The organism is Paenibacillus kyungheensis (assembly GCF_028606985.1).
GTDB classification, from domain to species: Bacteria; Bacillota; Bacilli; order Paenibacillales; family Paenibacillaceae; genus Saccharibacillus; species Saccharibacillus kyungheensis.
Genome location: NZ_CP117416.1, coordinates 4,406,047 through 4,426,187, shown reverse-complemented (window position 1 = coordinate 4,426,187; position 20,141 = coordinate 4,406,047). Strand labels below are relative to the sequence as shown.

General features: G+C 42.6%; 35 protein-coding genes. All 35 read left to right on the top strand.

Features of this window, described 5'->3' with window-relative positions:
* Nucleotides 1-168: 168 nt before the first annotated feature.
* The 35 genes from PQ456_RS19260 (at nucleotide 169) to PQ456_RS19090 (ending at nucleotide 20,130) form a co-directional block, all read left to right on the top strand.
* The gene (locus PQ456_RS19260) at nucleotides 169-417 is read left to right on the top strand and encodes a ribosomal L7Ae/L30e/S12e/Gadd45 family protein (protein ID WP_069328348.1); all 249 of its coding nucleotides are present in this window, start codon (nucleotides 169-171) and stop codon (nucleotides 415-417) included.
* A 143-nt stretch (nucleotides 418-560) separates the two neighbouring features.
* Entirely contained in the window at nucleotides 561-980 is a 420-nt protein-coding gene (gene rpsL, locus PQ456_RS19255; protein WP_069328349.1) for a 30S ribosomal protein S12, read from the top strand.
* Between the two features lie 49 nt (nucleotides 981-1,029).
* The gene (rpsG, locus tag PQ456_RS19250) at nucleotides 1,030-1,500 is read left to right on the top strand and encodes a 30S ribosomal protein S7 (protein ID WP_069328350.1); all 471 of its coding nucleotides are present in this window, start codon (nucleotides 1,030-1,032) and stop codon (nucleotides 1,498-1,500) included.
* 51 nt (nucleotides 1,501-1,551) lie between these two features.
* Nucleotides 1,552-3,627 (top strand): elongation factor G, encoded by a 2,076-nt coding sequence (fusA, locus tag PQ456_RS19245; RefSeq protein ID WP_273613663.1) that lies wholly within the window; start codon nucleotides 1,552-1,554, stop codon nucleotides 3,625-3,627.
* A gap of 110 nt (nucleotides 3,628-3,737) precedes the next feature.
* Nucleotides 3,738-4,928 carry an elongation factor Tu gene (tuf, locus tag PQ456_RS19240; protein WP_204827267.1) on the top strand — a complete coding sequence of 397 codons (1,191 nt, stop codon included), beginning with the start codon at nucleotides 3,738-3,740 and terminating at the stop codon, nucleotides 4,926-4,928.
* 329 nt (nucleotides 4,929-5,257) lie between these two features.
* Complete coding sequence (rpsJ, locus tag PQ456_RS19235) at nucleotides 5,258-5,566, top strand: 30S ribosomal protein S10 (RefSeq protein ID WP_028609655.1); 309 nt, start codon at nucleotides 5,258-5,260, stop codon at nucleotides 5,564-5,566.
* 44 nt (nucleotides 5,567-5,610) lie between these two features.
* Nucleotides 5,611-6,234: a 50S ribosomal protein L3 gene (gene rplC / locus PQ456_RS19230; RefSeq protein ID WP_069328353.1), complete on the top strand. Its 624-nt coding sequence runs from the start codon at nucleotides 5,611-5,613 to the stop codon at nucleotides 6,232-6,234.
* A gap of 25 nt (nucleotides 6,235-6,259) precedes the next feature.
* Nucleotides 6,260-6,883, top strand: a complete 624-nt coding sequence (gene rplD / locus PQ456_RS19225) for a 50S ribosomal protein L4 (protein ID WP_273613662.1) — start codon at nucleotides 6,260-6,262, stop codon at nucleotides 6,881-6,883.
* Entirely contained in the window at nucleotides 6,883-7,176 is a 294-nt protein-coding gene (gene rplW, locus PQ456_RS19220) for a 50S ribosomal protein L23 (protein WP_069328355.1), read from the top strand. The genes rplD and rplW overlap by 1 nt, the downstream gene beginning before the upstream one ends.
* A gap of 13 nt (nucleotides 7,177-7,189) precedes the next feature.
* On the top strand, nucleotides 7,190-8,020 hold the full coding sequence (gene rplB, locus PQ456_RS19215; protein WP_069328356.1) for a 50S ribosomal protein L2: 831 nt from the start codon (nucleotides 7,190-7,192) through the stop codon (nucleotides 8,018-8,020).
* Nucleotides 8,021-8,082: 62 nt separating this feature from the next.
* Nucleotides 8,083-8,361, top strand: a complete 279-nt coding sequence (gene rpsS / locus PQ456_RS19210; RefSeq protein ID WP_069328357.1) for a 30S ribosomal protein S19 — start codon at nucleotides 8,083-8,085, stop codon at nucleotides 8,359-8,361.
* Between the two features lie 36 nt (nucleotides 8,362-8,397).
* Nucleotides 8,398-8,745 carry a 50S ribosomal protein L22 gene (rplV, locus tag PQ456_RS19205; protein WP_069328358.1) on the top strand — a complete coding sequence of 116 codons (348 nt, stop codon included), beginning with the start codon at nucleotides 8,398-8,400 and terminating at the stop codon, nucleotides 8,743-8,745.
* Between the two features lie 20 nt (nucleotides 8,746-8,765).
* On the top strand, nucleotides 8,766-9,431 hold the full coding sequence (gene rpsC / locus PQ456_RS19200; protein ID WP_069328359.1) for a 30S ribosomal protein S3: 666 nt from the start codon (nucleotides 8,766-8,768) through the stop codon (nucleotides 9,429-9,431).
* A 2-nt stretch (nucleotides 9,432-9,433) separates the two neighbouring features.
* The gene (gene rplP, locus PQ456_RS19195) at nucleotides 9,434-9,868 is read left to right on the top strand and encodes a 50S ribosomal protein L16 (RefSeq protein WP_069328360.1); all 435 of its coding nucleotides are present in this window, start codon (nucleotides 9,434-9,436) and stop codon (nucleotides 9,866-9,868) included.
* Nucleotides 9,858-10,058, top strand: a complete 201-nt coding sequence (gene rpmC, locus PQ456_RS19190) for a 50S ribosomal protein L29 (RefSeq protein ID WP_017815370.1) — start codon at nucleotides 9,858-9,860, stop codon at nucleotides 10,056-10,058. Before rplP ends, rpmC begins: the two co-directional genes overlap by 11 nt.
* A 48-nt stretch (nucleotides 10,059-10,106) precedes the next feature.
* The gene (rpsQ, locus tag PQ456_RS19185) at nucleotides 10,107-10,370 is read left to right on the top strand and encodes a 30S ribosomal protein S17 (RefSeq protein WP_017815371.1); all 264 of its coding nucleotides are present in this window, start codon (nucleotides 10,107-10,109) and stop codon (nucleotides 10,368-10,370) included.
* 37 nt (nucleotides 10,371-10,407) lie between these two features.
* Nucleotides 10,408-10,776: a 50S ribosomal protein L14 gene (gene rplN, locus PQ456_RS19180; RefSeq protein WP_069328361.1), complete on the top strand. Its 369-nt coding sequence runs from the start codon at nucleotides 10,408-10,410 to the stop codon at nucleotides 10,774-10,776.
* 56 nt (nucleotides 10,777-10,832) lie between these two features.
* The gene (gene rplX / locus PQ456_RS19175; RefSeq protein WP_069328362.1) at nucleotides 10,833-11,189 is read left to right on the top strand and encodes a 50S ribosomal protein L24; all 357 of its coding nucleotides are present in this window, start codon (nucleotides 10,833-10,835) and stop codon (nucleotides 11,187-11,189) included.
* Nucleotides 11,190-11,222: 33 nt separating this feature from the next.
* The gene (gene rplE / locus PQ456_RS19170; RefSeq protein ID WP_204827268.1) at nucleotides 11,223-11,765 is read left to right on the top strand and encodes a 50S ribosomal protein L5; all 543 of its coding nucleotides are present in this window, start codon (nucleotides 11,223-11,225) and stop codon (nucleotides 11,763-11,765) included.
* Between the two features lie 68 nt (nucleotides 11,766-11,833).
* Nucleotides 11,834-12,019 (top strand): type Z 30S ribosomal protein S14, encoded by a 186-nt coding sequence (locus PQ456_RS19165; RefSeq protein WP_037291562.1) that lies wholly within the window; start codon nucleotides 11,834-11,836, stop codon nucleotides 12,017-12,019.
* Nucleotides 12,020-12,051: 32 nt separating this feature from the next.
* The gene (gene rpsH / locus PQ456_RS19160; protein ID WP_069328364.1) at nucleotides 12,052-12,450 is read left to right on the top strand and encodes a 30S ribosomal protein S8; all 399 of its coding nucleotides are present in this window, start codon (nucleotides 12,052-12,054) and stop codon (nucleotides 12,448-12,450) included.
* Between the two features lie 31 nt (nucleotides 12,451-12,481).
* Nucleotides 12,482-13,024, top strand: coding sequence for a 50S ribosomal protein L6 (gene rplF, locus PQ456_RS19155; protein WP_273613661.1), 543 nt, complete (start codon nucleotides 12,482-12,484; stop codon nucleotides 13,022-13,024).
* A gap of 81 nt (nucleotides 13,025-13,105) precedes the next feature.
* Complete coding sequence (rplR, locus tag PQ456_RS19150) at nucleotides 13,106-13,471, top strand: 50S ribosomal protein L18 (protein WP_204827270.1); 366 nt, start codon at nucleotides 13,106-13,108, stop codon at nucleotides 13,469-13,471.
* A 26-nt stretch (nucleotides 13,472-13,497) separates the two neighbouring features.
* Nucleotides 13,498-13,995, top strand: coding sequence for a 30S ribosomal protein S5 (gene rpsE, locus PQ456_RS19145; protein ID WP_069328367.1), 498 nt, complete (start codon nucleotides 13,498-13,500; stop codon nucleotides 13,993-13,995).
* A 12-nt stretch (nucleotides 13,996-14,007) separates the two neighbouring features.
* Nucleotides 14,008-14,193 carry a 50S ribosomal protein L30 gene (rpmD, locus tag PQ456_RS19140; protein WP_204827271.1) on the top strand — a complete coding sequence of 62 codons (186 nt, stop codon included), beginning with the start codon at nucleotides 14,008-14,010 and terminating at the stop codon, nucleotides 14,191-14,193.
* 45 nt (nucleotides 14,194-14,238) lie between these two features.
* On the top strand, nucleotides 14,239-14,679 hold the full coding sequence (gene rplO, locus PQ456_RS19135; RefSeq protein WP_069328369.1) for a 50S ribosomal protein L15: 441 nt from the start codon (nucleotides 14,239-14,241) through the stop codon (nucleotides 14,677-14,679).
* Nucleotides 14,679-15,977 carry a preprotein translocase subunit SecY gene (gene secY / locus PQ456_RS19130; RefSeq protein WP_204827272.1) on the top strand — a complete coding sequence of 433 codons (1,299 nt, stop codon included), beginning with the start codon at nucleotides 14,679-14,681 and terminating at the stop codon, nucleotides 15,975-15,977. The genes rplO and secY overlap by 1 nt, the downstream gene beginning before the upstream one ends.
* A gap of 94 nt (nucleotides 15,978-16,071) precedes the next feature.
* Nucleotides 16,072-16,719, top strand: coding sequence for an adenylate kinase (locus PQ456_RS19125; protein WP_069328371.1), 648 nt, complete (start codon nucleotides 16,072-16,074; stop codon nucleotides 16,717-16,719).
* 5 nt (nucleotides 16,720-16,724) lie between these two features.
* Nucleotides 16,725-17,474 carry a type I methionyl aminopeptidase gene (gene map, locus PQ456_RS19120; protein WP_204827274.1) on the top strand — a complete coding sequence of 250 codons (750 nt, stop codon included), beginning with the start codon at nucleotides 16,725-16,727 and terminating at the stop codon, nucleotides 17,472-17,474.
* 29 nt (nucleotides 17,475-17,503) lie between these two features.
* Entirely contained in the window at nucleotides 17,504-17,800 is a 297-nt protein-coding gene (locus tag PQ456_RS19115; protein ID WP_204827282.1) for a KOW domain-containing RNA-binding protein, read from the top strand.
* 2 nt (nucleotides 17,801-17,802) lie between these two features.
* On the top strand, nucleotides 17,803-18,018 hold the full coding sequence (gene infA, locus PQ456_RS19110; RefSeq protein ID WP_017815385.1) for a translation initiation factor IF-1: 216 nt from the start codon (nucleotides 17,803-17,805) through the stop codon (nucleotides 18,016-18,018).
* A 113-nt stretch (nucleotides 18,019-18,131) separates the two neighbouring features.
* Nucleotides 18,132-18,245 (top strand): 50S ribosomal protein L36, encoded by a 114-nt coding sequence (gene rpmJ, locus PQ456_RS19105; RefSeq protein WP_003333770.1) that lies wholly within the window; start codon nucleotides 18,132-18,134, stop codon nucleotides 18,243-18,245.
* Between the two features lie 23 nt (nucleotides 18,246-18,268).
* Nucleotides 18,269-18,634 (top strand): 30S ribosomal protein S13, encoded by a 366-nt coding sequence (gene rpsM / locus PQ456_RS19100; RefSeq protein WP_069328373.1) that lies wholly within the window; start codon nucleotides 18,269-18,271, stop codon nucleotides 18,632-18,634.
* A gap of 16 nt (nucleotides 18,635-18,650) precedes the next feature.
* Nucleotides 18,651-19,046 carry a 30S ribosomal protein S11 gene (gene rpsK, locus PQ456_RS19095; protein WP_017815387.1) on the top strand — a complete coding sequence of 132 codons (396 nt, stop codon included), beginning with the start codon at nucleotides 18,651-18,653 and terminating at the stop codon, nucleotides 19,044-19,046.
* Nucleotides 19,047-19,185: 139 nt separating this feature from the next.
* Nucleotides 19,186-20,130 carry a DNA-directed RNA polymerase subunit alpha gene (locus PQ456_RS19090; RefSeq protein WP_069328374.1) on the top strand — a complete coding sequence of 315 codons (945 nt, stop codon included), beginning with the start codon at nucleotides 19,186-19,188 and terminating at the stop codon, nucleotides 20,128-20,130.
* The last annotated feature ends 11 nt before the right edge of the window (nucleotides 20,131-20,141 follow it).

Below are 20,141 nucleotides of genomic sequence, written 5' to 3'. Positions count from 1 at the left end.
ATATTATTCAGTTTTAGCTACGATTTAATGAGTGTGATAAGACAATATAACAATTATTTATCAAATAGAATTATAGTTATCTATTGACAGTATCCTTTAGCTAATGGTACTATAGCAAAGGTGCGTGAATAGAGTGCTGATCCCTGATCTTTTGGAGGAAATCGGAAGATGACTAATGACAAAGGATTAAAGGATGCCCGGATCAAAGTAGGCACGAAGCAAACTATGCGGATGGTCGAGACGGGTCAAGCTGAAGAAGTCTATGTTGCGCAGGATGCGGAAAATCATCTCATCTCGAAAATCGTTCAATTATGCTCGACTCATTCTGTTAAAATCACTTATGTGGATACAATGAAAGAATTGGGCAAAGCTTGCGGAATCGAAGTGGGAACTGCTATGGCCGTTGTCCTTAAATAATGTAATGCAATCAGGAATGTTTTTGCTGGTCGTGAGTGGCAGGCAAAGGCTTTTCATTTGTTCTTTTATGAACCACCTGGGTCTGTGGACTTAATATATGGTTTATATTGGAACTACAAATATGGGAAGGGGGTGGCAACACAATGCCAACTATTAATCAATTAGTCCGTAAAGGACGTCAAGCAAAAATTGAGAAATCAAAATCACCTGCACTTCAAAAAGGGTACAATGCTTTGAAGCGTCAAGAGACGAACATTAGCGCTCCACAAAAACGTGGTGTATGTACTCGTGTAGGTACTATGACTCCAAAAAAACCGAACTCCGCACTTCGTAAGTATGCTCGTGTTCGTTTAACGAACCGTATCGAGGTTACTGCTTACATTCCAGGTATCGGTCATAACCTTCAAGAACACAGCGTGGTACTTATCCGCGGTGGACGGGTTAAAGATTTACCAGGGGTTCGTTATCATATCGTTCGTGGTGCTTTGGATACAGCAGGCGTAAACAATCGTATGCAATCACGTTCAAAATACGGTACAAAACGTCCAAAAGAGAAAAAATAATTCGTTAGCGCAGACCACTGCGCTGCATATCTAAGAAAGGGGGATAACCATGCCAAGAAAAGGTCCAGTAATGAAAAGAGACGTATTGCCAGATCCTATGTATAACAGCAAGTTGGTTACACGTTTGATTAACCGCATTATGGTCGACGGAAAGCGTGGGGTTGCTCAAAGCATCCTTTACAATTCTTTCAAATTGATTCAAGAACGTACAGGTAACGATCCTATGGAAGTATTTGAGGCGGCAATTAAGAACATCATGCCAGTTCTCGAAGTTAAAGCTCGCCGTGTAGGTGGTGCTAACTATCAAGTTCCGATCGAAGTTAAACCTGAAAGACGTACTACATTGGGACTTCGTTGGTTAGTGAACTATTCACGTAGCCGCGGAGAAAAAACAATGGAAGAACGTTTAGCAGCTGAAATCATTGATGCTTCTAACAATACAGGCGCAGCAGTGAAAAAACGCGAAGATACACACAAAATGGCTGAAGCGAATAAAGCATTCGCTCACTACCGCTGGTAGGATTAAAGCCTTTATTTCAAAAATTGATATTTTTGAAGGGAGCACCCATTCATGGCAAAAAGAGAGTTCTCCTTAGAAAATACACGTAATATTGGTATCATGGCTCATATCGATGCTGGTAAAACTACCACTACAGAACGTATCTTGTTCTATACAGGCCGTACGCACAAAATCGGTGAAGTTCACGAAGGCGCTGCTACAATGGACTGGATGGAACAAGAGCAAGAGCGCGGGATCACTATTACGTCCGCAGCTACTACGGCTCAGTGGAGAGGCTACCGCGTTAATATCATTGATACTCCAGGTCACGTTGACTTTACAGTTGAAGTTGAACGTTCCCTGCGTGTATTGGACGGAGCAGTAGGCGTATTTAGTGCAAAAGAGGGTGTAGAACCACAATCCGAGACTGTTTGGAGACAAGCAGATCGTTATGGTGTACCTCGTATAGCATATGTTAATAAAATGGATATTATTGGTGCTGACTACCTTAACGTTGTTAAAGACATGCGTGAACGTCTGCAAGCGAACGCAGTAGCGATTCAATTGCCGATCGGCGCAGAGAATGACTTCGTTGGTATTATCGATATCATCGAGCAAACAGCTATCGAATATCAAGATGATCTTGGACGCGATCCAGTATCTATCGAAATTCCAGAAGATCTTAAAGCAACAGTTGAAGAACTGCGTGCTGACTTGATCGAAAGAGTTGCAGAACTAGATGAAGATCTAATGATGAAATACCTTGAAGGAGAAGAGCCAACAGTCGCTGAGATTAAGGCTGCTCTACGTAAAGGTGTTTGTGACGTTAAAATCTTCCCTGTAATCTGTGGTTCTTCTTACCGTAACAAAGGTGTTCAACCTATGTTGGATGCTGTTATCGACTACCTTCCGGCTCCTACGGATGTACCGGCAATTAAAGGTTTGCACGAAGACGGCACAGAGGCAGTTCGTCATTCTTCGGATGAAGAGCCATTCTCTGCACTAGCGTTCAAAATTATGACAGACCCTTACGTGGGTAAACTTACGTTCTTCCGCGTATATTCTGGCGTATTGCAATCCGGTTCTTACGTTCTTAATGCTACTAAAGGCAAACGCGAACGTATTGGTCGTATCCTGCAAATGCATGCTAACGCTCGTCAAGAGATCAGCGAAGTTTTCTCCGGTGATATCGCGGCAGCTGTTGGTTTGAAAGATACAGGTACAGGTGATACACTGTGTGATGAGAAAGAAACTGTTATCTTGGAGTCAATGAACTTCCCTGATCCAGTTATCGAACTCGCAGTTGAACCAAAAACAAAAGCTGACCAAGATAAAATGGGTATTGCTTTGTCCAAATTGACTGAAGAAGATCCAACTCTTCGTGCTCATACGGATGAAGAAACTGGCCAAACAATCTTGGCGGGTATGGGTGAGCTTCACCTTGAAATCATCGTTGACCGTATGCGTCGCGAATTCAAAGTGGACACTAACGTAGGTAAACCTCAGGTTGCTTATCGTGAAACATTCCGTCAACCAGCTCGCGTCGAGGGTAAATTTGTTCGTCAATCCGGTGGTCGTGGTCAATACGGTCATGTATGGGTTGAGTTCGAACCTCTTGAAGCAGGTACTGGTAGTCAGTTCGAAAGTAAAGTTGTCGGTGGTTCAGTACCAAGAGAATACATTGGTCCTGCACTACAAGGTATTGAAGAAGCTATGAAGAACGGTGTTCTTGCTGGTTTCCCACTAGTAGACGTAAAAGCTACTGTAGTGGACGGATCTTATCATGATGTCGATTCCAATGAGATGGCATTTAAAATTGCCGGATCTATGGCGCTTAAAGCTGCAAAAGACAAATGTCGTCCTGTATTGCTTGAGCCACTCATGAAAGTTGAAGTAACAGTACCTGAAGAATACATGGGTGATGTTATGGGTATGTTAAACTCTCGTCGTGGCCGTATCGAAGGTATGGATTCACGCGGTGGTACTCAAATCATTCGTGCAAAAGTACCTTTATCTGAAATGTTTGGATATTCCACAACACTTCGTTCTGGTACACAAGGTCGCGGTGTGTTCTCAATGGAACTTTCTCATTATGAAGAAGTACCTAAGAGCATCGCTGACGAAATTAGCTCCAAAGCAAACGGCTAAGTTCTTAATCCGTTTTCACTTCTGGGATGTACAGGAAGTAGCATGACTGCTCTCTGTACATTTCAAACTAAAATATAAACAACTCTACCTTCAAGGAGGCAACGTTTAACATGGCAAAGGCTAAATTTGAACGTAATAAAACGCACGTTAACATCGGAACTATTGGTCACGTCGATCATGGTAAAACAACTTTGACTGCTGCAATCACAACTGTATTGTCTAAAACTTACGGTGGTGCTGCTGTAGCATTTGATCAAATCGATAAAGCTCCAGAAGAGCGCGAACGCGGTATCACAATCTCAACTGCACACGTTGAGTACGAAACACCTAACCGTCACTATGCACACGTTGACTGCCCAGGTCACGCCGATTACGTTAAAAACATGATCACTGGTGCTGCACAAATGGACGGAGCGATCTTGGTTGTATCTGCAGCTGACGGTCCTATGCCACAAACTCGCGAGCACATCTTGTTGTCTCGTCAAGTAGGCGTACCTTACATCGTTGTATTCTTAAACAAATGCGACATGGTTGAAGACGAAGAGCTTTTGGAATTGGTTGAAATGGAAGTACGCGACCTTCTTAACGAATATGAGTTCCCTGGTGACGATACTCCAATCACTCGTGGATCTGCTCGTGAAGCATTGGCTAACCCTGATGGCGAATGGGCTAAAAAAATCGTTGAAATGTTTGAAGAAATCGATACTTACATTCCAGATCCAGAGCGCGACACTGACAAACCTTTCTTGATGCCTGTTGAGGATGTATTCTCGATCACTGGTCGTGGTACAGTTGCAACTGGTCGTGTAGAGCGTGGTACTGTTAAAGTCGGCGAAGAGATCGAAATCGTTGGTATCCATGAAGAAACTAAAAAATCCGTTGTTACAGGCGTAGAGATGTTCCGTAAATTGTTGGATTCCGCACAAGCGGGCGACAACATCGGCGCATTGTTGCGTGGTGTAGAGCGTAGCCAAATCGAACGTGGTCAAGTACTTTCTAAACCAGGTACTGTTAAACCTCATACTGAGTTCACTGCTCAAGTATACGTTTTGACTAAAGAAGAAGGCGGGCGTCACAAACCTTTCTTCACTGGTTACCGTCCACAGTTCTACTTCCGTACAACTGACGTAACTGGCGTTATTTCTTTACCAGAAGGTACTGAAATGGTTATGCCTGGTGATAACATCACTGTTACTGTATCCCTAATCAATCCAATCGCGATTGAAGAAGGTACACGTTTCGCTATTCGCGAAGGTGGACGTACAGTAGGCGCTGGCGCTGTAGCATCTATCCAAAAATAATTAAATCTTCATTGTGAATCAGAAATGATTTGAAGATTTTAATATAAGCAACATTGTACTGTAACGAAGTAACATTGTACTGTAAACGAAAGACCAAATGAGGCCTGTTTCCTTATAAGGGAGACAGGTCTTATTTTTTTGTGTAAATGTTTCAAAAAAGACTTGCATAACTGTTTGTTATCATATACAATAATAAATGTTGTTCTGAGACGTTGCGATGACGTGAGAGGTTACCGACACACCCGGCTCCTTTGCCATGGACGGTATGCCGGAAAATTTTCACTGAGTATGTCCGATACCAAATTGGGCGATAGAAGGAGGGACTAAAAATGGCAAAGCAAAAAATTCGTATTCGTTTAAAAGCATACGATCATAGAATTCTTGATCAATCCGCAGAGAAAATCGTTGAAACAGCTAAACGTTCTGGCGCAGGAGTATCTGGACCAATTCCGCTTCCTACTGAAAAACAGATTATCACTGTTCTTCGTGCGGTTCATAAATACAAGGATTCTCGTGAGCAATTCGAGCAACGTACACATAAACGTTTGATCGATATTGTTAACCCAACTCCACAAACTGTGGATGCATTGATGCGTTTGGACTTACCGTCTGGCGTAGATATCGAAATTAAATTATAATCCACATAGATGTGGTAACACGTAAAATGAAAAGAGGTGTCAACATGAAAGGTATCTTAGGAAGAAAACTGGGTATGACTCAAGTCTTTACCGCGGAAGGTAACGTAATTCCTGTAACGGTTATCGAAGCTGGACCATGTGTGGTTCTGCAGAAGAAAGACCTGGAAAATGACGGATACGAAGCGGTACAAATCGGTTTTGCTGATAAAAAAGCAAGCAGATCTAACAAACCGGAAGCAGGACACGCTACTAAAGCGAATACTGTGCCTAAGCGCTACGTTCGCGAAATTCGCGGTGTTGACCTCGCTAATGTCGAGGTTGGCCAGGAACTCAAAGCAGACTTGTTTGCTCAAGGTGAGTTCGTTGACGTAACGGGTATTTCTAAAGGTAAAGGTTTTGCCGGCGTTATCAAACGTTGGGGCCAAAGCCGCGGACCAATGTCTCACGGTTCCCGTTATCATCGCAGACCAGGTTCAATGGGTTCTATCCAAGCGAACCGTGTACCGAAAGGTAAACGTCTGCCAGGTCACATGGGTCATGATACAGTAACGATCCAACGCCTCGAAGTTATCAGAGTAGATGCTGAACGTAACGTAATTCTCGTTAAAGGCTCTATCCCTGGTGCTAAAAATAGTTATGTAAAAGTAAGAGAAACGGTTAAAAAATAACCAATCAAGAAAGGAGGAACAGGAAATGCCAAAAGTAGCACTTTATAGTATCGACGGTAGCCAAGTTGGCGAAGTTGAATTGAGTGATTCCGTATTCGGTATCGAACCTAACACTCATGTGCTTCATGATGCAGTCATTATGCAACGTGCTTCCCTTCGTCAAGGTAATCACAAAGTAAAAGGACGCTCTGAAGTTCGTGGTGGTGGACGTAAACCATGGAAACAAAAAGGAACAGGACGCGCGCGTCAAGGTTCTACTCGTTCTCCACAATGGAAAGGCGGCGGCGTAGTATTTGGACCGACTCCACGCAGCTATGCTTACAAACTGCCTAAAAAAGTTCGTCGTTTAGCGATCAAATCTGCTTTATCTTCTAAAGTAGTAGCTAACGAAATCATCGTTTTGGATGCACTAAGCTTTAGCGCACCGAAAACAAAAGAGTTCGCAGCAATTTTGAACAACCTGAAAGTAGATCGCAAAGTATTGATCGTAACTCCTAGTTATGATGATAATGTTGCACTATCTGCTCGTAATATCCCAGGTGTTAAATTCGTTGCAGCTGACGGCGTTAATGTTCTAGACGTACTTACGTACGATAAGCTGATCCTTACTAAGGATGCAGTTCACAAGGTAGAGGAGGTGTTCGCGTAATGAAAGATCCTCGTGATATTATTAAGCGTCCGGTAATTACTGAGCGCACTGCCGAGTACATGAGTGAACTGAAATATGCTTTCGAAGTAGACATTCGTTCTAATAAAACGGAAGTTAAAAAGGCAATTGAAGAAATTTTCAAAGTGAAAGTGTCTAAAGTAAACACTCTTCGCATGCCTGCTAAACCGAAACGTTATGGACGTCATTCCGGCTACACTTCCGAATGGAAGAAAGCTATCGTGACTTTGGCTCCAGAAAGTAAACCGCTTGAGTTTTTTGAATCTGTAGAGTAAGGAGGAATAAACAGTGCCAATTAAAAAGTACAAACCGACATCCCCGGCTCGTCGTAACATGAGTGTTTCTACATTCGAAGAGATTACAACGAACCAACCGGAGAAATCGTTGTTGGCTCCTCTTTTCAAAAGAGCAGGCCGCAACAACCAAGGTAAAATTACAGTTCGTCACCACGGCGGCGGACACAAACGTAAATACCGTATCATTGACTTCAAACGTACTAAAGATGGAATACCAGGTAACGTTGCTACAATCGAGTACGATCCAAACCGTACTTCTAACATTGCTCTGATCCACTATGCTGATGGAGAGAAACGTTACATTATCGCTCCTAAAGGATTAAAAGTTGGAGATCAAATTTTCTCTGGCGTAGGATCTGATATCAAAATCGGTAACTGCCTTCCATTGGAAAACATTCCAGTTGGTACAGTTATTCACAATATCGAATTAAAACCAGGTAAAGGTGGTCAGCTTGTTCGCGCAGCTGGTACGGAAGCTCAATTACTTGGTAAAGAAGAAAAATATGTCTCCATTCGCCTTTCTTCTGGTGAAGTACGTCGCGTACTTAAAGTATGTCGTGCTACAATCGGATCTGTTGGTAATGAAGATCATGAATTGATTAAAATCGGTAAAGCCGGTCGTAATCGCTGGTTGGGCAAACGTCCACAAGTTCGAGGCGTAGTAATGAACCCTAATGATCACCCACACGGTGGTGGTGAAGGTAAAGCTCCAATCGGACGTAAATCTCCAATGTCTCCATGGGGTAAACCTACTCTTGGATACAAAACTCGTAAAAAAGGTAAGGCTTCCGATCAATACATCATTCGCCGCCGCACGAAGTAAGATTTGTGCTTGAATGCTTGTAAAGTGTGAAGTGACGAAAAGATGAAGGGAGGATTCAACCTATGAGCCGTAGTCTTAAAAAAGGTCCTTTCGTGGACGGGTACTTGCTTAAAAAAGTAGAAGTATTGAACGAAGACGATAAAAAAGTCGTAATCAAAACTTGGTCCCGTCGCTCGACGATTTTCCCACAATTTATCGGACATACATTCGCTGTTTATGATGGTCGCAAACATGTACCGGTATATGTAACGGAAGATATGGTCGGACACAAGCTTGGTGAGTTCGCACCAACTCGTACGTACAAAGGTCATGCTAATGACGACAGAAAAACAAGACGTTAATATATAAGGATTTAAAGTAAGAGAGGAGGTCACGCAATGCAAGCGAAAGCACACGCAAAGTTTGTACGCATCGCTCCGCGTAAAGTTCAATTAGTAGTTGACTTGATCCGCGGTAAGCAAGTTGGAGAAGCGATCGCAATTCTGCGTCATACGCCGAAATCCGCATCCCCAATTGTTGAGAAGCTTCTTAACTCCGCAATTGCCAACGCTGAGTTTATTAGCTCAGAAAAAGAGTTGACTTTTGATGTTAACAACTTGGTAATTTCCCAGGTTTACGTTAACCAAGGACCAACACTGAAACGTTTCCGCCCTCGTGCAATGGGACGTGCAAGTAAAATTAACAAACGCACCAGCCATATTTCTTTGGTGGTAGCTGAAAAATAAGATAGAAGGAGGGAAAACGTGTGGGCCAAAAAGTAAATCCCGTCGGATTACGTGTAGGTATTATCCGTGATTGGGAATCTAAATGGTATGCTGGTAAAGACTTTGGCGATCTTCTTATCGAAGACGTTAAAATCCGTGAATACCTTAAAACCAAACTTAAAGAGTCTGCTGTCTCTCATATCGAAATCGAGAGAGCGGCTAATCGTGTGAACGTGACGATCCATACAGCTAAACCTGGTATGGTTATCGGACGCGGTGGTTCAGAAGTTGAAGTTCTTCGTACACAAGTAACTAAAATTGCTGGTGGTAAAAAAGTTCATATCAACATTTCTGAAATCAAAAATCAAGAACTTGATGCAATTCTAGTTGCAGAAAGTATTGCACAACAATTGGAACGTCGTGTTTCTTTCCGTCGTGCATTGAAACAAGCAATTCAAAGAACTATGCGTTCAGGCGCTAAAGGAATTAAAACAGCAGTTAGCGGACGTCTTGGCGGTGCTGAAATTGCCCGTTCTGAAGGCTACAGCGAAGGAACTGTTCCACTTCATACGCTTCGTGCCGATATTGACTATGGTACAGCAGAAGCGCATACTACTTATGGTCGTATTGGCGTAAAAGTATGGATTTATCGTGGAGAGGTTCTTCCTACGGCTAAGAAACAAGCTGCTCAGGAAGGAGGCAACTAATCATGTTGGTACCAAAACGTGTAAAACACCGTAAACAACAACGCGGAAGCATGTCAGGTCGCGCTAAAGGCGGTACTGAATTGAACTTCGGAGAATTCGGTTTGCAAGCTACTGAGCCTTCTTGGATCACTAACCGTCAAATCGAAGCTGCTCGTATTGCTATGACTCGTTATATCAAACGTGGTGGTAAAGTATGGATCAAAATTTTCCCGGACAAGCCAATCACTCAAAAACCTCTTGAGGTTCGTATGGGTAGTGGTAAAGGTAACGTAGAAAAATGGGTTGCCGTTGTTAAACCAGGTAAAATTATGTTTGAACTTGCAGGTGTTTCTGAAGAGATCGCGCGTGAAGCTATGCGTCTTGCTTCTCACAAGTTGCCTGTAAAAACTAAGTTTGTGAAACGTGAAGAATTGGGTGGTGAAGCAAATGAAAGCTAATGAATTGCGCAACCTTACCACTGCTGAAATCGAGCAAAAGATTGCTGGTTTTAAAGAGGAACTCTTTAACCTGCGCTTTCAACTTGCTACCGGTCAATTGGATAACCCTACTCGTATCAGTGCTGTGCGTAAACAAATTGCACGTGCTAAAACAGTAGTTCGTGAAAGAGAACTTGGAATCACATCGTAATCCAATATTTGAGAGCTTAAATGCTATCAGCTAGGAAGGAGATTAACTATGAGCGAACGCAATGCCCGTAAAGTACAAGTAGGCAAAGTGGTCAGTGATAAAATGGATAAAACCATCGTTGTTGCTGTAGAAACTTATAAAAAGCATGACTTGTATCACAAACGTATTAAATATACGAAAAAATTCAAGGCTCATGATGAAAATAACACTGCTAAAATTGGTGATGTTGTTAAAATCATGGAGACACGTCCATTATCTAAAGATAAAAACTGGAGATTAGTGGAAGTTGTAGAAGAAGCAATCATCATTTGATGAATGATGCTAACCTGTCTGGAAGGAGGAACTAACAATGATTCAACCATTTACACGTTTGGCTGTAGCCGATAACTCTGGCGCAAAAGAACTTATGTGTATCCGCGTACTAGGTGGTACTGGACGTCGTACAGCTGCAATCGGCGATTTGATCGTTTGTTCTGTAAAACAAGCAACACCAGGCGGCGTTGTCAAAAAGGGTGATGTTGTAAGAGCGGTAATCGTTCGTACAAAGAGTTCCGTTCGTCGTAAAGACGGATCTTACATCGCATTTGATGAGAATGCAGCAGTAGTCGTTAAAGATGACAGAGGCCCTCGTGGTACTCGTATCTTTGGACCAGTTGCTCGTGAATTGCGTGATAAAGACTTCATGAAAATCGTTTCTTTGGCTCCGGAAGTTATCTAAACGATTGTAAGATATAAAGGCTATGGCCTGAAGTGAGTTATAGGAGGTGTACACAAATGGCGAAAGTGAAAAAAGTGTTGGAATCTCACAACCACAAACTACACGTGAAAAAAGATGATACGGTTCTTGTAATCAGCGGTAAAGACAAAGGTAAAAAAGGTCGCGTTATCGCAGCGTATCCTCGTGAAAACCGCGTGTTGGTTGAAGGCGTGAATATGATCACCAAACACCAAAAACCAACTCAACTGAATCCGCAAGGAGGACGTGTTGAGCAAGAAGCGCCGATCCACGTTTCGAACGTAATGCACGTTGATCCTAAGGACGGAAAAAAAGTAACCCGTATCGGTTACAAAACATTGGATAACGGCAAAAAAGTTCGCGTAGCTAAACGCTCCGGTGAAACAATCGACTAATACTAATTGTTACGGAAAGGAGGACCTTCCAAAATGGCAACAAGAATGAAAGAGCTTTACTTGAATGAGATCTCCCCGGCTTTGGTACAAAAATTCAACTATACAACGGTTATGCAAGTACCGAAAGTTGAAAAAGTTGTTATCAACATGGGTGTAGGTGAAGCAGTATCGAACTCCAAAGTATTGGATTCTGCTGTTAACGATCTTCAATTGATTTCTGGTCAAAAACCAGTTATCACACGTGCTAAAAAATCTATCGCTGGATTTAAGCTTCGTGAAAACATGCCTATCGGTGTTAAAGTAACACTTCGTGGCGATCGTATGTACTATTTCTTAGATAAATTGTTCAACATCACACTTCCACGTGTACGTGACTTCCGCGGTGTTTCTTCTAAAGCATTTGACGGACGTGGTAACTATACACTGGGTTTGAAAGAGCAATTGATCTTCCCGGAAATCGAGTATGATAAAGTAGACAAAGTTCGTGGTATGGACATCGTTATCGTAACGACTGCTAAAACTGACGAAGAGTCTCGCGAATTGCTTACCCAATTGGGAATGCCTTTCGTAAAATAATTATTGAAATGTACAGGGTTCGGATATAAACCCTAGTTCTCCGAAAATATTAGGAGGTGTCAGGCTAAGTGGCTAAAACTTCAATGAAAGTTAAACAACAACGCACTCCGAAGTTCAAAGTACGTGCATACACACGTTGCGAACGTTGTGGTCGTCCACACTCGGTATTGCAAAAGTTCAAAATTTGCAGAATTTGCTTCCGTGAATTGGCTCATAAAGGCCAGATCCCTGGTGTGAAAAAAGCAAGCTGGTAAACATTTGATTAAGGGGAAGGAGGTTTACACACATGACTATGTCAGATCCAATTGCTGATATGCTTACTCGTATTCGTAACGCCAACGTTGTGCGTCACGAAACAGTTGAAGTTCCTGCTTCTACGATGAAGAAGCAAATCGCTGATATCCTAAAACGTGAAGGTTTCATTCGTGATGCTGAAGTTGTTGAGGATAACAAACAAGGAATTATCCGTATTTTCTTGAAATACGGTCAAAATAACGAACGTGTAATTACTGGTTTGAAACGTATCAGTAAACCAGGACTTCGTGTTTACACGAAAAGCAATGAAATCCCTCGCGTACTAGGTGGACTGGGAATCGCTATCATCTCTACTTCTAAAGGGGTAGTAACTGATAAAGAAGCTCGTCAATCGAAAAGCGGCGGCGAAGTTGTTTGCTACGTTTGGTAATTAACGTCATATAATAAGGAGGTGCAACTCTATGTCTCGTATTGGTCGCAAACCAATCGAAGTACCAAGTGGTGTTGAAATCAACTTGGATAATACTCAAATTACGGTTAAAGGACCGAAAGGTACGCTTTCCCGTGAGATTCATAAAGATATGAAAGTAAATATCGAAGAGAACACGATCACAATCGAACGTCCTTCTGATAATAAGACTCATCGTTCCCTGCACGGCACTACTCGTAGTGTAGTAAGTAACATGGTGAGTGGAGTAACTACAGGTTTCTCCAAATCCCTAGAACTAGTTGGTGTTGGATACCGCGCAAGCAAATCTGGCGACAAAATTGTTCTAAACGTGGGTTACTCTCATCCAGTAGAAATTTCTCCTGAACCAGGCATCGAGTTCGATGTGCCTACAAATACGAAAATCATCGTTAATGGAATCGATAAAGAGCGCGTAGGAGCTTACGCTGCAAAAATCCGTTCCGTACGTGAACCAGAACCATATAAAGGTAAAGGTATCAAGTATGAAGGCGAGCGTATTCTTCGTAAAGAAGGTAAAGCTGGTAAGAAAAAATAAGATAAAGGAATACGTTCCTTTACCTTATGCGTGTTGAAGTGAGCCTGTGAAGGCAACGTGAAAGGAGTGAAATGTACAGTCATGATTACAAAAGCAGATAAAAATAAAGCACGTCTGAAAAGACACCTACGTGTTCGTAAGAACATCACTGGTACTTCTCAACGTCCACGTTTGAACGTATTCCGTTCTGCTAAACATATCTACGCTCAATTGATCGATGACGTGGCGGGTGTAACTTTGGTTTCCGCTTCGACTCTTGATAAAGAACTTGCAGATATTAAAAACGGCGGTAGCGTAGAAGCTGCTACTAAAGTTGGCGAACTGGTTGCAAAACGTGCATCTGAAAAAGGGCACACAGCTGTTGTATTTGATCGCGGAGGCTACTTGTATCACGGACGGATTCAAGCCTTGGCAGATGCAGCTCGTGAAGCTGGTCTTCAATTCTAAAACATTGTAAAAAGGAGGTTAACGACTTGCGTATTGATCCAAACACTTTAGAGCTGACTGAAAGAGTTGTAAACATTAATCGTGTAGCTAAAGTAGTTAAGGGTGGACGTCGTTTCAGCTTTAGCGCACTTGTAGTAGTGGGCGATGGTAATGGTTGGGTAGGCGCTGGTATCGGTAAAGCCGGTGAAGTACCTGACGCTATCCGTAAAGGCATCGAAGATGCTAAGAAAAACTTGATTCATGTTCCGATCGTTGGAACAACAATTCCTCACCTTGTTACAGGTAAATTCGGAGCAGGACGTGTATTGTTGAAACCAGCATCCGAAGGTACTGGAGTTATTGCTGGTGGACCGGTTCGTGCTGTACTAGAACTTGCTGGTGTAGGCAATATCTTGACTAAATCTCTGGGTTCTTCGAATTCCATGAACATGGTTAACGCAACGTTAGAAGGCTTGTCTCGTTTGAAACGTGCTGAAGACGTGGCTAAACTTCGTGGAAAATCTATCGAAGAGTTGCTCGGTTAAGGAGGGAACCTCATGGCTAAATTGGAAATTACCCTCGTCCGTAGCGTGATCGGTCGTTCAGAGAAACAACGTACTACTGTTAAAACACTAGGACTACGTAAACTGAACCACTCAGTAGTGCAAAACGATAATGCTGCTATGCGCGGTATGATCAAACAAGTGCAACATTTAGTATCTGTAAAAGAAATCGAAGGTTAATTTTTTAAAAATTAACCTACTATCAATAAGGAGGTGCAACGAACGATGAAATTGCATGAGCTTTCACCAAGCCCAGGTTCACGCAAGGAACGCAAACGTGTAGGTCGCGGTCCAAGTAGTGGTACTGGTAAAACATCGGGTCGTGGTCACAAAGGACAAAACTCTCGTTCAGGCGGAGGAGTTCGTCCAGGATTTGAAGGCGGACAAAATCCATTGTATCGTCGTTTGCCTAAACGCGGATTTGTTAACCCTACTCGTAAAGAATATGCACTCGTAAACATCGAAGATTTAAACAGCTTTGCTGCTGATACAGAAGTAACTCCTACGTTCTTGATGGAACAGGGAATCGTTAAAAATGCAAGAAGCGGAATTAAAATTCTTGGTAATGGCGACATCACTGTGAAATTGACTGTAAAAGCGAATAAGTTCTCTCAATCTGCGGTAGAGAAAATCGAGGCTGCCGGCGGTAAAACCGAGGTGATCTAATGTTCAAGACCCTAAAGAATATATGGCGGGTTGAGGATCTTAGAAATCGGATTATCTTTACCTTGCTGGTGCTCATTGTCTACCGTATCGGTGCGTTTGTACCGGTTCCGGGTGTAGACAAAAGTGTTTTCCAGTCTGCTAACGCTCAAGGTAAAGAACTATTCGGTCTTCTAAATACTTTCTCAGGGGGAGCTTTGGGGCATTTCTCCATTTTTGCCCTTGGGATCATGCCGTATATCACTGCATCCATTATAGTTCAGTTATTATCGATGGATGTCATTCCGAAATTTGCGGAATGGGCCAAACAAGGGGAACACGGTAAAAAGAAACTGGCACAGATTACCCGGTATGGTACTGTTATTCTGGGTCTGATCCAAGCCTTTGGTACATCGATTGGTTTCAACCGTTTATACAATGCAGAAATGATTCCTAATGCTACTGCGGTAGATTACATCATTATTGCAATCGTGTTGACGGCGGGTACATCATTCTTGATGTGGCTCGGGGAACAAATCACTGAAAAAGGAATCGGTAACGGTATTTCGATCATCATCTTCGCTGGTATTGTTGCAGCTATTCCACAGCATATCCGTGATATGGTTCAATCGGATTTCCTGCAACAAGGTCAGACGTTCTTTAATGTTGCGAAGTTAGCCATTGTTGTTATTGTCGTGATTTTCATCGTTGTCGGAGTTATCTTTATCCAACAGGGTATTCGTAAAATTCCAGTACAATATGCAAAACGCGTTGTAGGTAACAAAATGTATGGTGGACAGAATACACATATTCCGTTGAAAGTTAACTCAGCGGGTGTTATCCCTGTTATCTTTGCCGTTTCATTGCTACAATTTCCGATTATTATAGCAAGCTTCTGGTCTACTCATCTCTGGGCGAAATGGATTACTCAGAATTTGTGGTATGACAAACCGCTTGGTATGGTGCTGTATGTTATAATGATCATAGGTTTTACTTTCTTCTATACATTTGTGCAAATGAATCCTACGCAAATGGCCGATAATATGAAAAAGAATGGTGGATATATCCCGGGTGTTCGTCCAGGTAAGCCAACGGCTACTTATTTGACTCGTGTTATGACTCGTTTGACCATGACAGGATCATTATTCCTGGCGGTTATCTCGGTACTACCAGTATTCTTAGGAGCTATTTCAGGTTTGCCACAATCTGTGCAAATCGGTGGTACATCGCTTCTTATCGTTATTGGGGTTGCCCTTGACACGATGAAAACGATCGAAAGCCAGCTCATTAAACGCCATTACAAAGGTTTTATCAATAAATAGACGGCAGGTTCCGGCTGGAATAAGTCATGCTTGTTCACAACCGGCGCCTTTCGTGCTGTTCTTGCAGCATTAGTCTTAGGGGGAGTGACATTACGTGAACATCATATTCATGGGGCCTCCGGGAGCAGGAAAAGGAACACAAGCAGCTGTGATTGTGAAAGAGCTAGGTATTCCTCATATTTCTACAGGCGATGCATTTCGTCTAGCGATCAAACAGGAAACTCCTATTGGAGTAAAAGCCAAAGAATTCATAGATCAAGGTTTACTTGTACCGGATGACGTAACGAACGGAATCGTGGAAGAGCGTCTTGCTCAGCCCGATTGTAAAAAAGGTTTCTTGCTTGACGGTTTTCCAAGAACTTTAGCTCAAGCTGAAGCACTGGATAAAATGCTGGCAGCAATGGAGCGTAAGCTGGACCACGTGATCAATTTAAAAGTAGATCTCAACAAATTGCTTGTTCGGATTACCGGACGACGTATTTGCAAGACTTGTGGAGCTACTTACCATATTGAATTCAATCCGCCGAAGCAAGAAGGCGTATGTGATATTGATGGTGGTGAACTTTATCAACGTGCTGATGATAACGAAGAAAGTGTAGGAACGCGTCTGAATGAGTATCATACGAAAACAGAAGCGCCTCTTATTGCTTACTACGGTGATCAAAAGCTGTTGAGAGAGATTGATGGCGATCAAAGTATTGATGCAGTATCTAAGGATATTGTTTCATTACTAAGAGGTTAGGCAGAATGATCATTTGCAAATCCGAAACAGAACTAGGCTTTATGCGGGAAGCAGGGCGAATTGTAGCTGAGACGCATCGTCTAATCAAGCAAGCGATCGAGCCAGGTATTACGACCGAACACCTTGATCAGATTGCAGACCGTTATATTCGCAGTCAAAATGCCTTACCGTCATTCAAAGGATACAATGGTTTTCCTGCCAGCATTTGTGCTTCGGTTAATGAGCAATTAGTTCATGGATTCCCGAATAAACGCAAATTGCAAGAAGGCGACATCGTTACACTTGATATTGGAGCTGAGTACCGTGGTTATCATGGAGATTCTGCATGGACATATCCGGTAGGACAGATTTCTGATGATGCAAAAAAACTTTTGGAAGTAACTGAAGGTTCTTTGTATGCAGGACTTGAACTGGTCAAGCCAGATGTACGCTTGTTTACAATATCGCATGCGATACAGCGTTTTATTGAAGATGCTGGTATGTCTGTTGTACGTGAATACGTAGGACATGGTATCGGAACGAAGCTGCACGAAGCACCTCAAATTCCTAATTATGGAGTTAAGGATCGCGGACCGAGGCTGAAGCCGGGAATGGTTCTGGCAATCGAGCCGATGGTAAATGCCGGCACGCAACATGTCAAAACGCTTGAAGACAAATGGACAGTAGTTACTGTTGATGGCTCATTATGTGCCCATTTTGAACATACAGTTGCGGTTACACCGGACGGTATGGAGATTTTCACAAAACTAAACTAAATGCGTAGGTGATTCTTGTGAAAACAACAATGAACCCGCAGGTCGGTCAAATTGTGAAAGTGTTAAAAGGTCAAGGAGCTCCTCAACCTGCTGTTATCATTGCAATACCGGATGAGAAGTTTGTTTATATCGCCGACGGGAACAAACGAAAGTTTGACCAGCCGAAGAAGAAGAATCTGCTTCATCTGGAGCTAATGCCGGTGATCAGCAGCGAAGTAGTAAACAGTTTGCAAGAAAGCGGTCGGGTCACGAACGGGAAATTGCGTTATGCAGTTACCAAGTTCTTGGAATCTGCCGAAAACAGTGTTGAACAGAAAGGAGACTGACTGTGGCCAAGGAAGATGTTATTGAGGTAGAAGGCGTGGTTCTTGAACCCTTGCCGAATGCAACGTTCAAAGTTGAATTAGAGAATGGTCATCAGATTCTCGCTCATGTTTCTGGAAAGCTACGGATGCACTTTATCCGTATTCTGACTGGAGATAAAGTAGTTGTACAATTGTCACCTTATGATTTGACAAAAGGTCGTATAACTTACCGCAAATAGACACTTTAACACTAATCTATGTTATAATAGATGTTTATGAAATCATTGCTTGTCAGCAGATACAATGATTACAAGTAAGTTTTACGGACGTAAAACTTGAGGAGGTAATTAGCATGAAGGTAAGACCTTCTGTAAAACCCATCTGCGAAAAATGCAAAGTCATTCGCCGCAAAGGGAATGTAATGGTTATTTGTGAGAATCCTAAACACAAACAAAAACAGGGATAATTATCTAGGGGGTGTAGCGTAAAATGGCACGTATAGCTGGCGTGGATTTACCACGTGATAAACGCGTTGAGATCGCCTTGACATATATTTTCGGAATCGGTAAAACGACTTCCCAGAAAATTCTGAGTGATACTGGTATTGACCTGAACACTCGTGTCCGCGATCTTACAGAAGATGAAGTAGGAAAATTGCGTGAAGTAATTGGTAGTACTAAAGTTGAAGGTGATCTTCGTCGTGAGATCTCTCTTAACATTAAACGTCTAATCGAAATCGGATGTTACCGTGGTGTTCGTCACCGTCGTGGATTGCCGGTTCGTGGACAACGTACTAAAACTAATGCTCGTACACGTAAAGGTCCTCGTCGTACAGTAGCGAACAAGAAGAAGTAAGGGAGGTTAAAGCACAATGGCTAAAGCTAAAAAAGTCGTACGTACAAAACGTCGTGACCGTAAAAATATTGAATCTGGCGTGGCGCACATCCGTTCCACGTTTAATAATACAATCGTTACAATTACGGATCCTCACGGAAACGCGATCTCTTGGGCTAGCTCAGGCGGTTTAGGTTTCAGAGGTTCTCGTAAGTCTACTCCATTCGCAGCGCAATTAGCAGCTGAAACAGCAGCTAAAGCAGCAATGGAACACGGTATGAAAGCCGTTGAGGTTATGGTTAAAGGTCCAGGAGCTGGACGCGAAGCAGCAATTCGTTCTTTGCAAGCAGCTGGTCTTGAAGTTAACCTAATCAAAGATGTAACGCCAATCCCGCATAACGGATGCCGTCCACCAAAACGTCGCCGCGTATAATTGAAGCATGTCTCTTTATTTTGTAGTATAATCCCCGGCAAAGGTAAAGATACATTTACCGGGTATACTACTGCATGTCTATTTGTAAGTATTCAGCGACAGTTTCACAGGAGCGACGTTTTGAAGGAGGGATATTGCAGTGATAGAAATCGAAAAGCCGAAAATTGAGACCGTAGATGTAAATGATGAAGGTAACTACGGTAAATTCATCATTGAACCGCTCGAACGTGGTTATGGCACAACACTTGGCAACTCACTTCGTAGAATTTTGTTATCTTCTCTTCCGGGAGCAGCAGTAACATCTGTTCAAATCGATGGTGTATTGCATGAGTTCTCAACGGTTCAAGGTGTGATGGAAGACGTTACAGAAATCATTCTGAACCTCAAGGCCCTTTCGCTTAAGATCCACTCTGATGAAGAAAAAGTGTTGGAGATTGATGCGGAAGGAGAAGGGGCGATCACTGCAGGAGATATCCGTGCAGACAGTGATGTTGAAATCCTGAATCCGGATCTTCATATCGCCACTTTAGCTCCAGGTTCTAGACTTCATATGCGTATTTTTGCAAATCGTGGTCGTGGCTATGTTGCTGCAGATAAGAATAAACGTGATGATCAACCAATTGGTGTCATTCCTGTAGATTCTATCTATACTCCGATTTCCCGCGTTAACTATGGCGTGGAAAATACTCGTGTAGGTCAAGTAACGAACTATGACAAGCTAACTATTGAAATTTGGACGGATGGTAGCATTCGACCAGAAGAAGCAGTTAGTCTGGGCGCTAAAATTTTGACTGAGCATTTGATGTTGTTTGTTGGTCTGACTGACGAAGCAAAAGATGCTGAAATCATGGTCGAAAAAGAGGAAGATAAAAAAGAGAAAGTGCTCGAGATGACTATCGAAGAGCTTGATCTCTCTGTACGTTCTTACAACTGCTTGAAACGTGCTGGTATCAATACCGTACAAGAGCTAACTACGAAATCCGAAGACGATATGATGAAAGTCCGCAACTTGGGCCGCAAATCGCTTGAGGAAGTTCAAGAGAAGCTTGAAGAATTAGGATTAGGACTTCGTCAAGAAGACTAATCATTTAATAG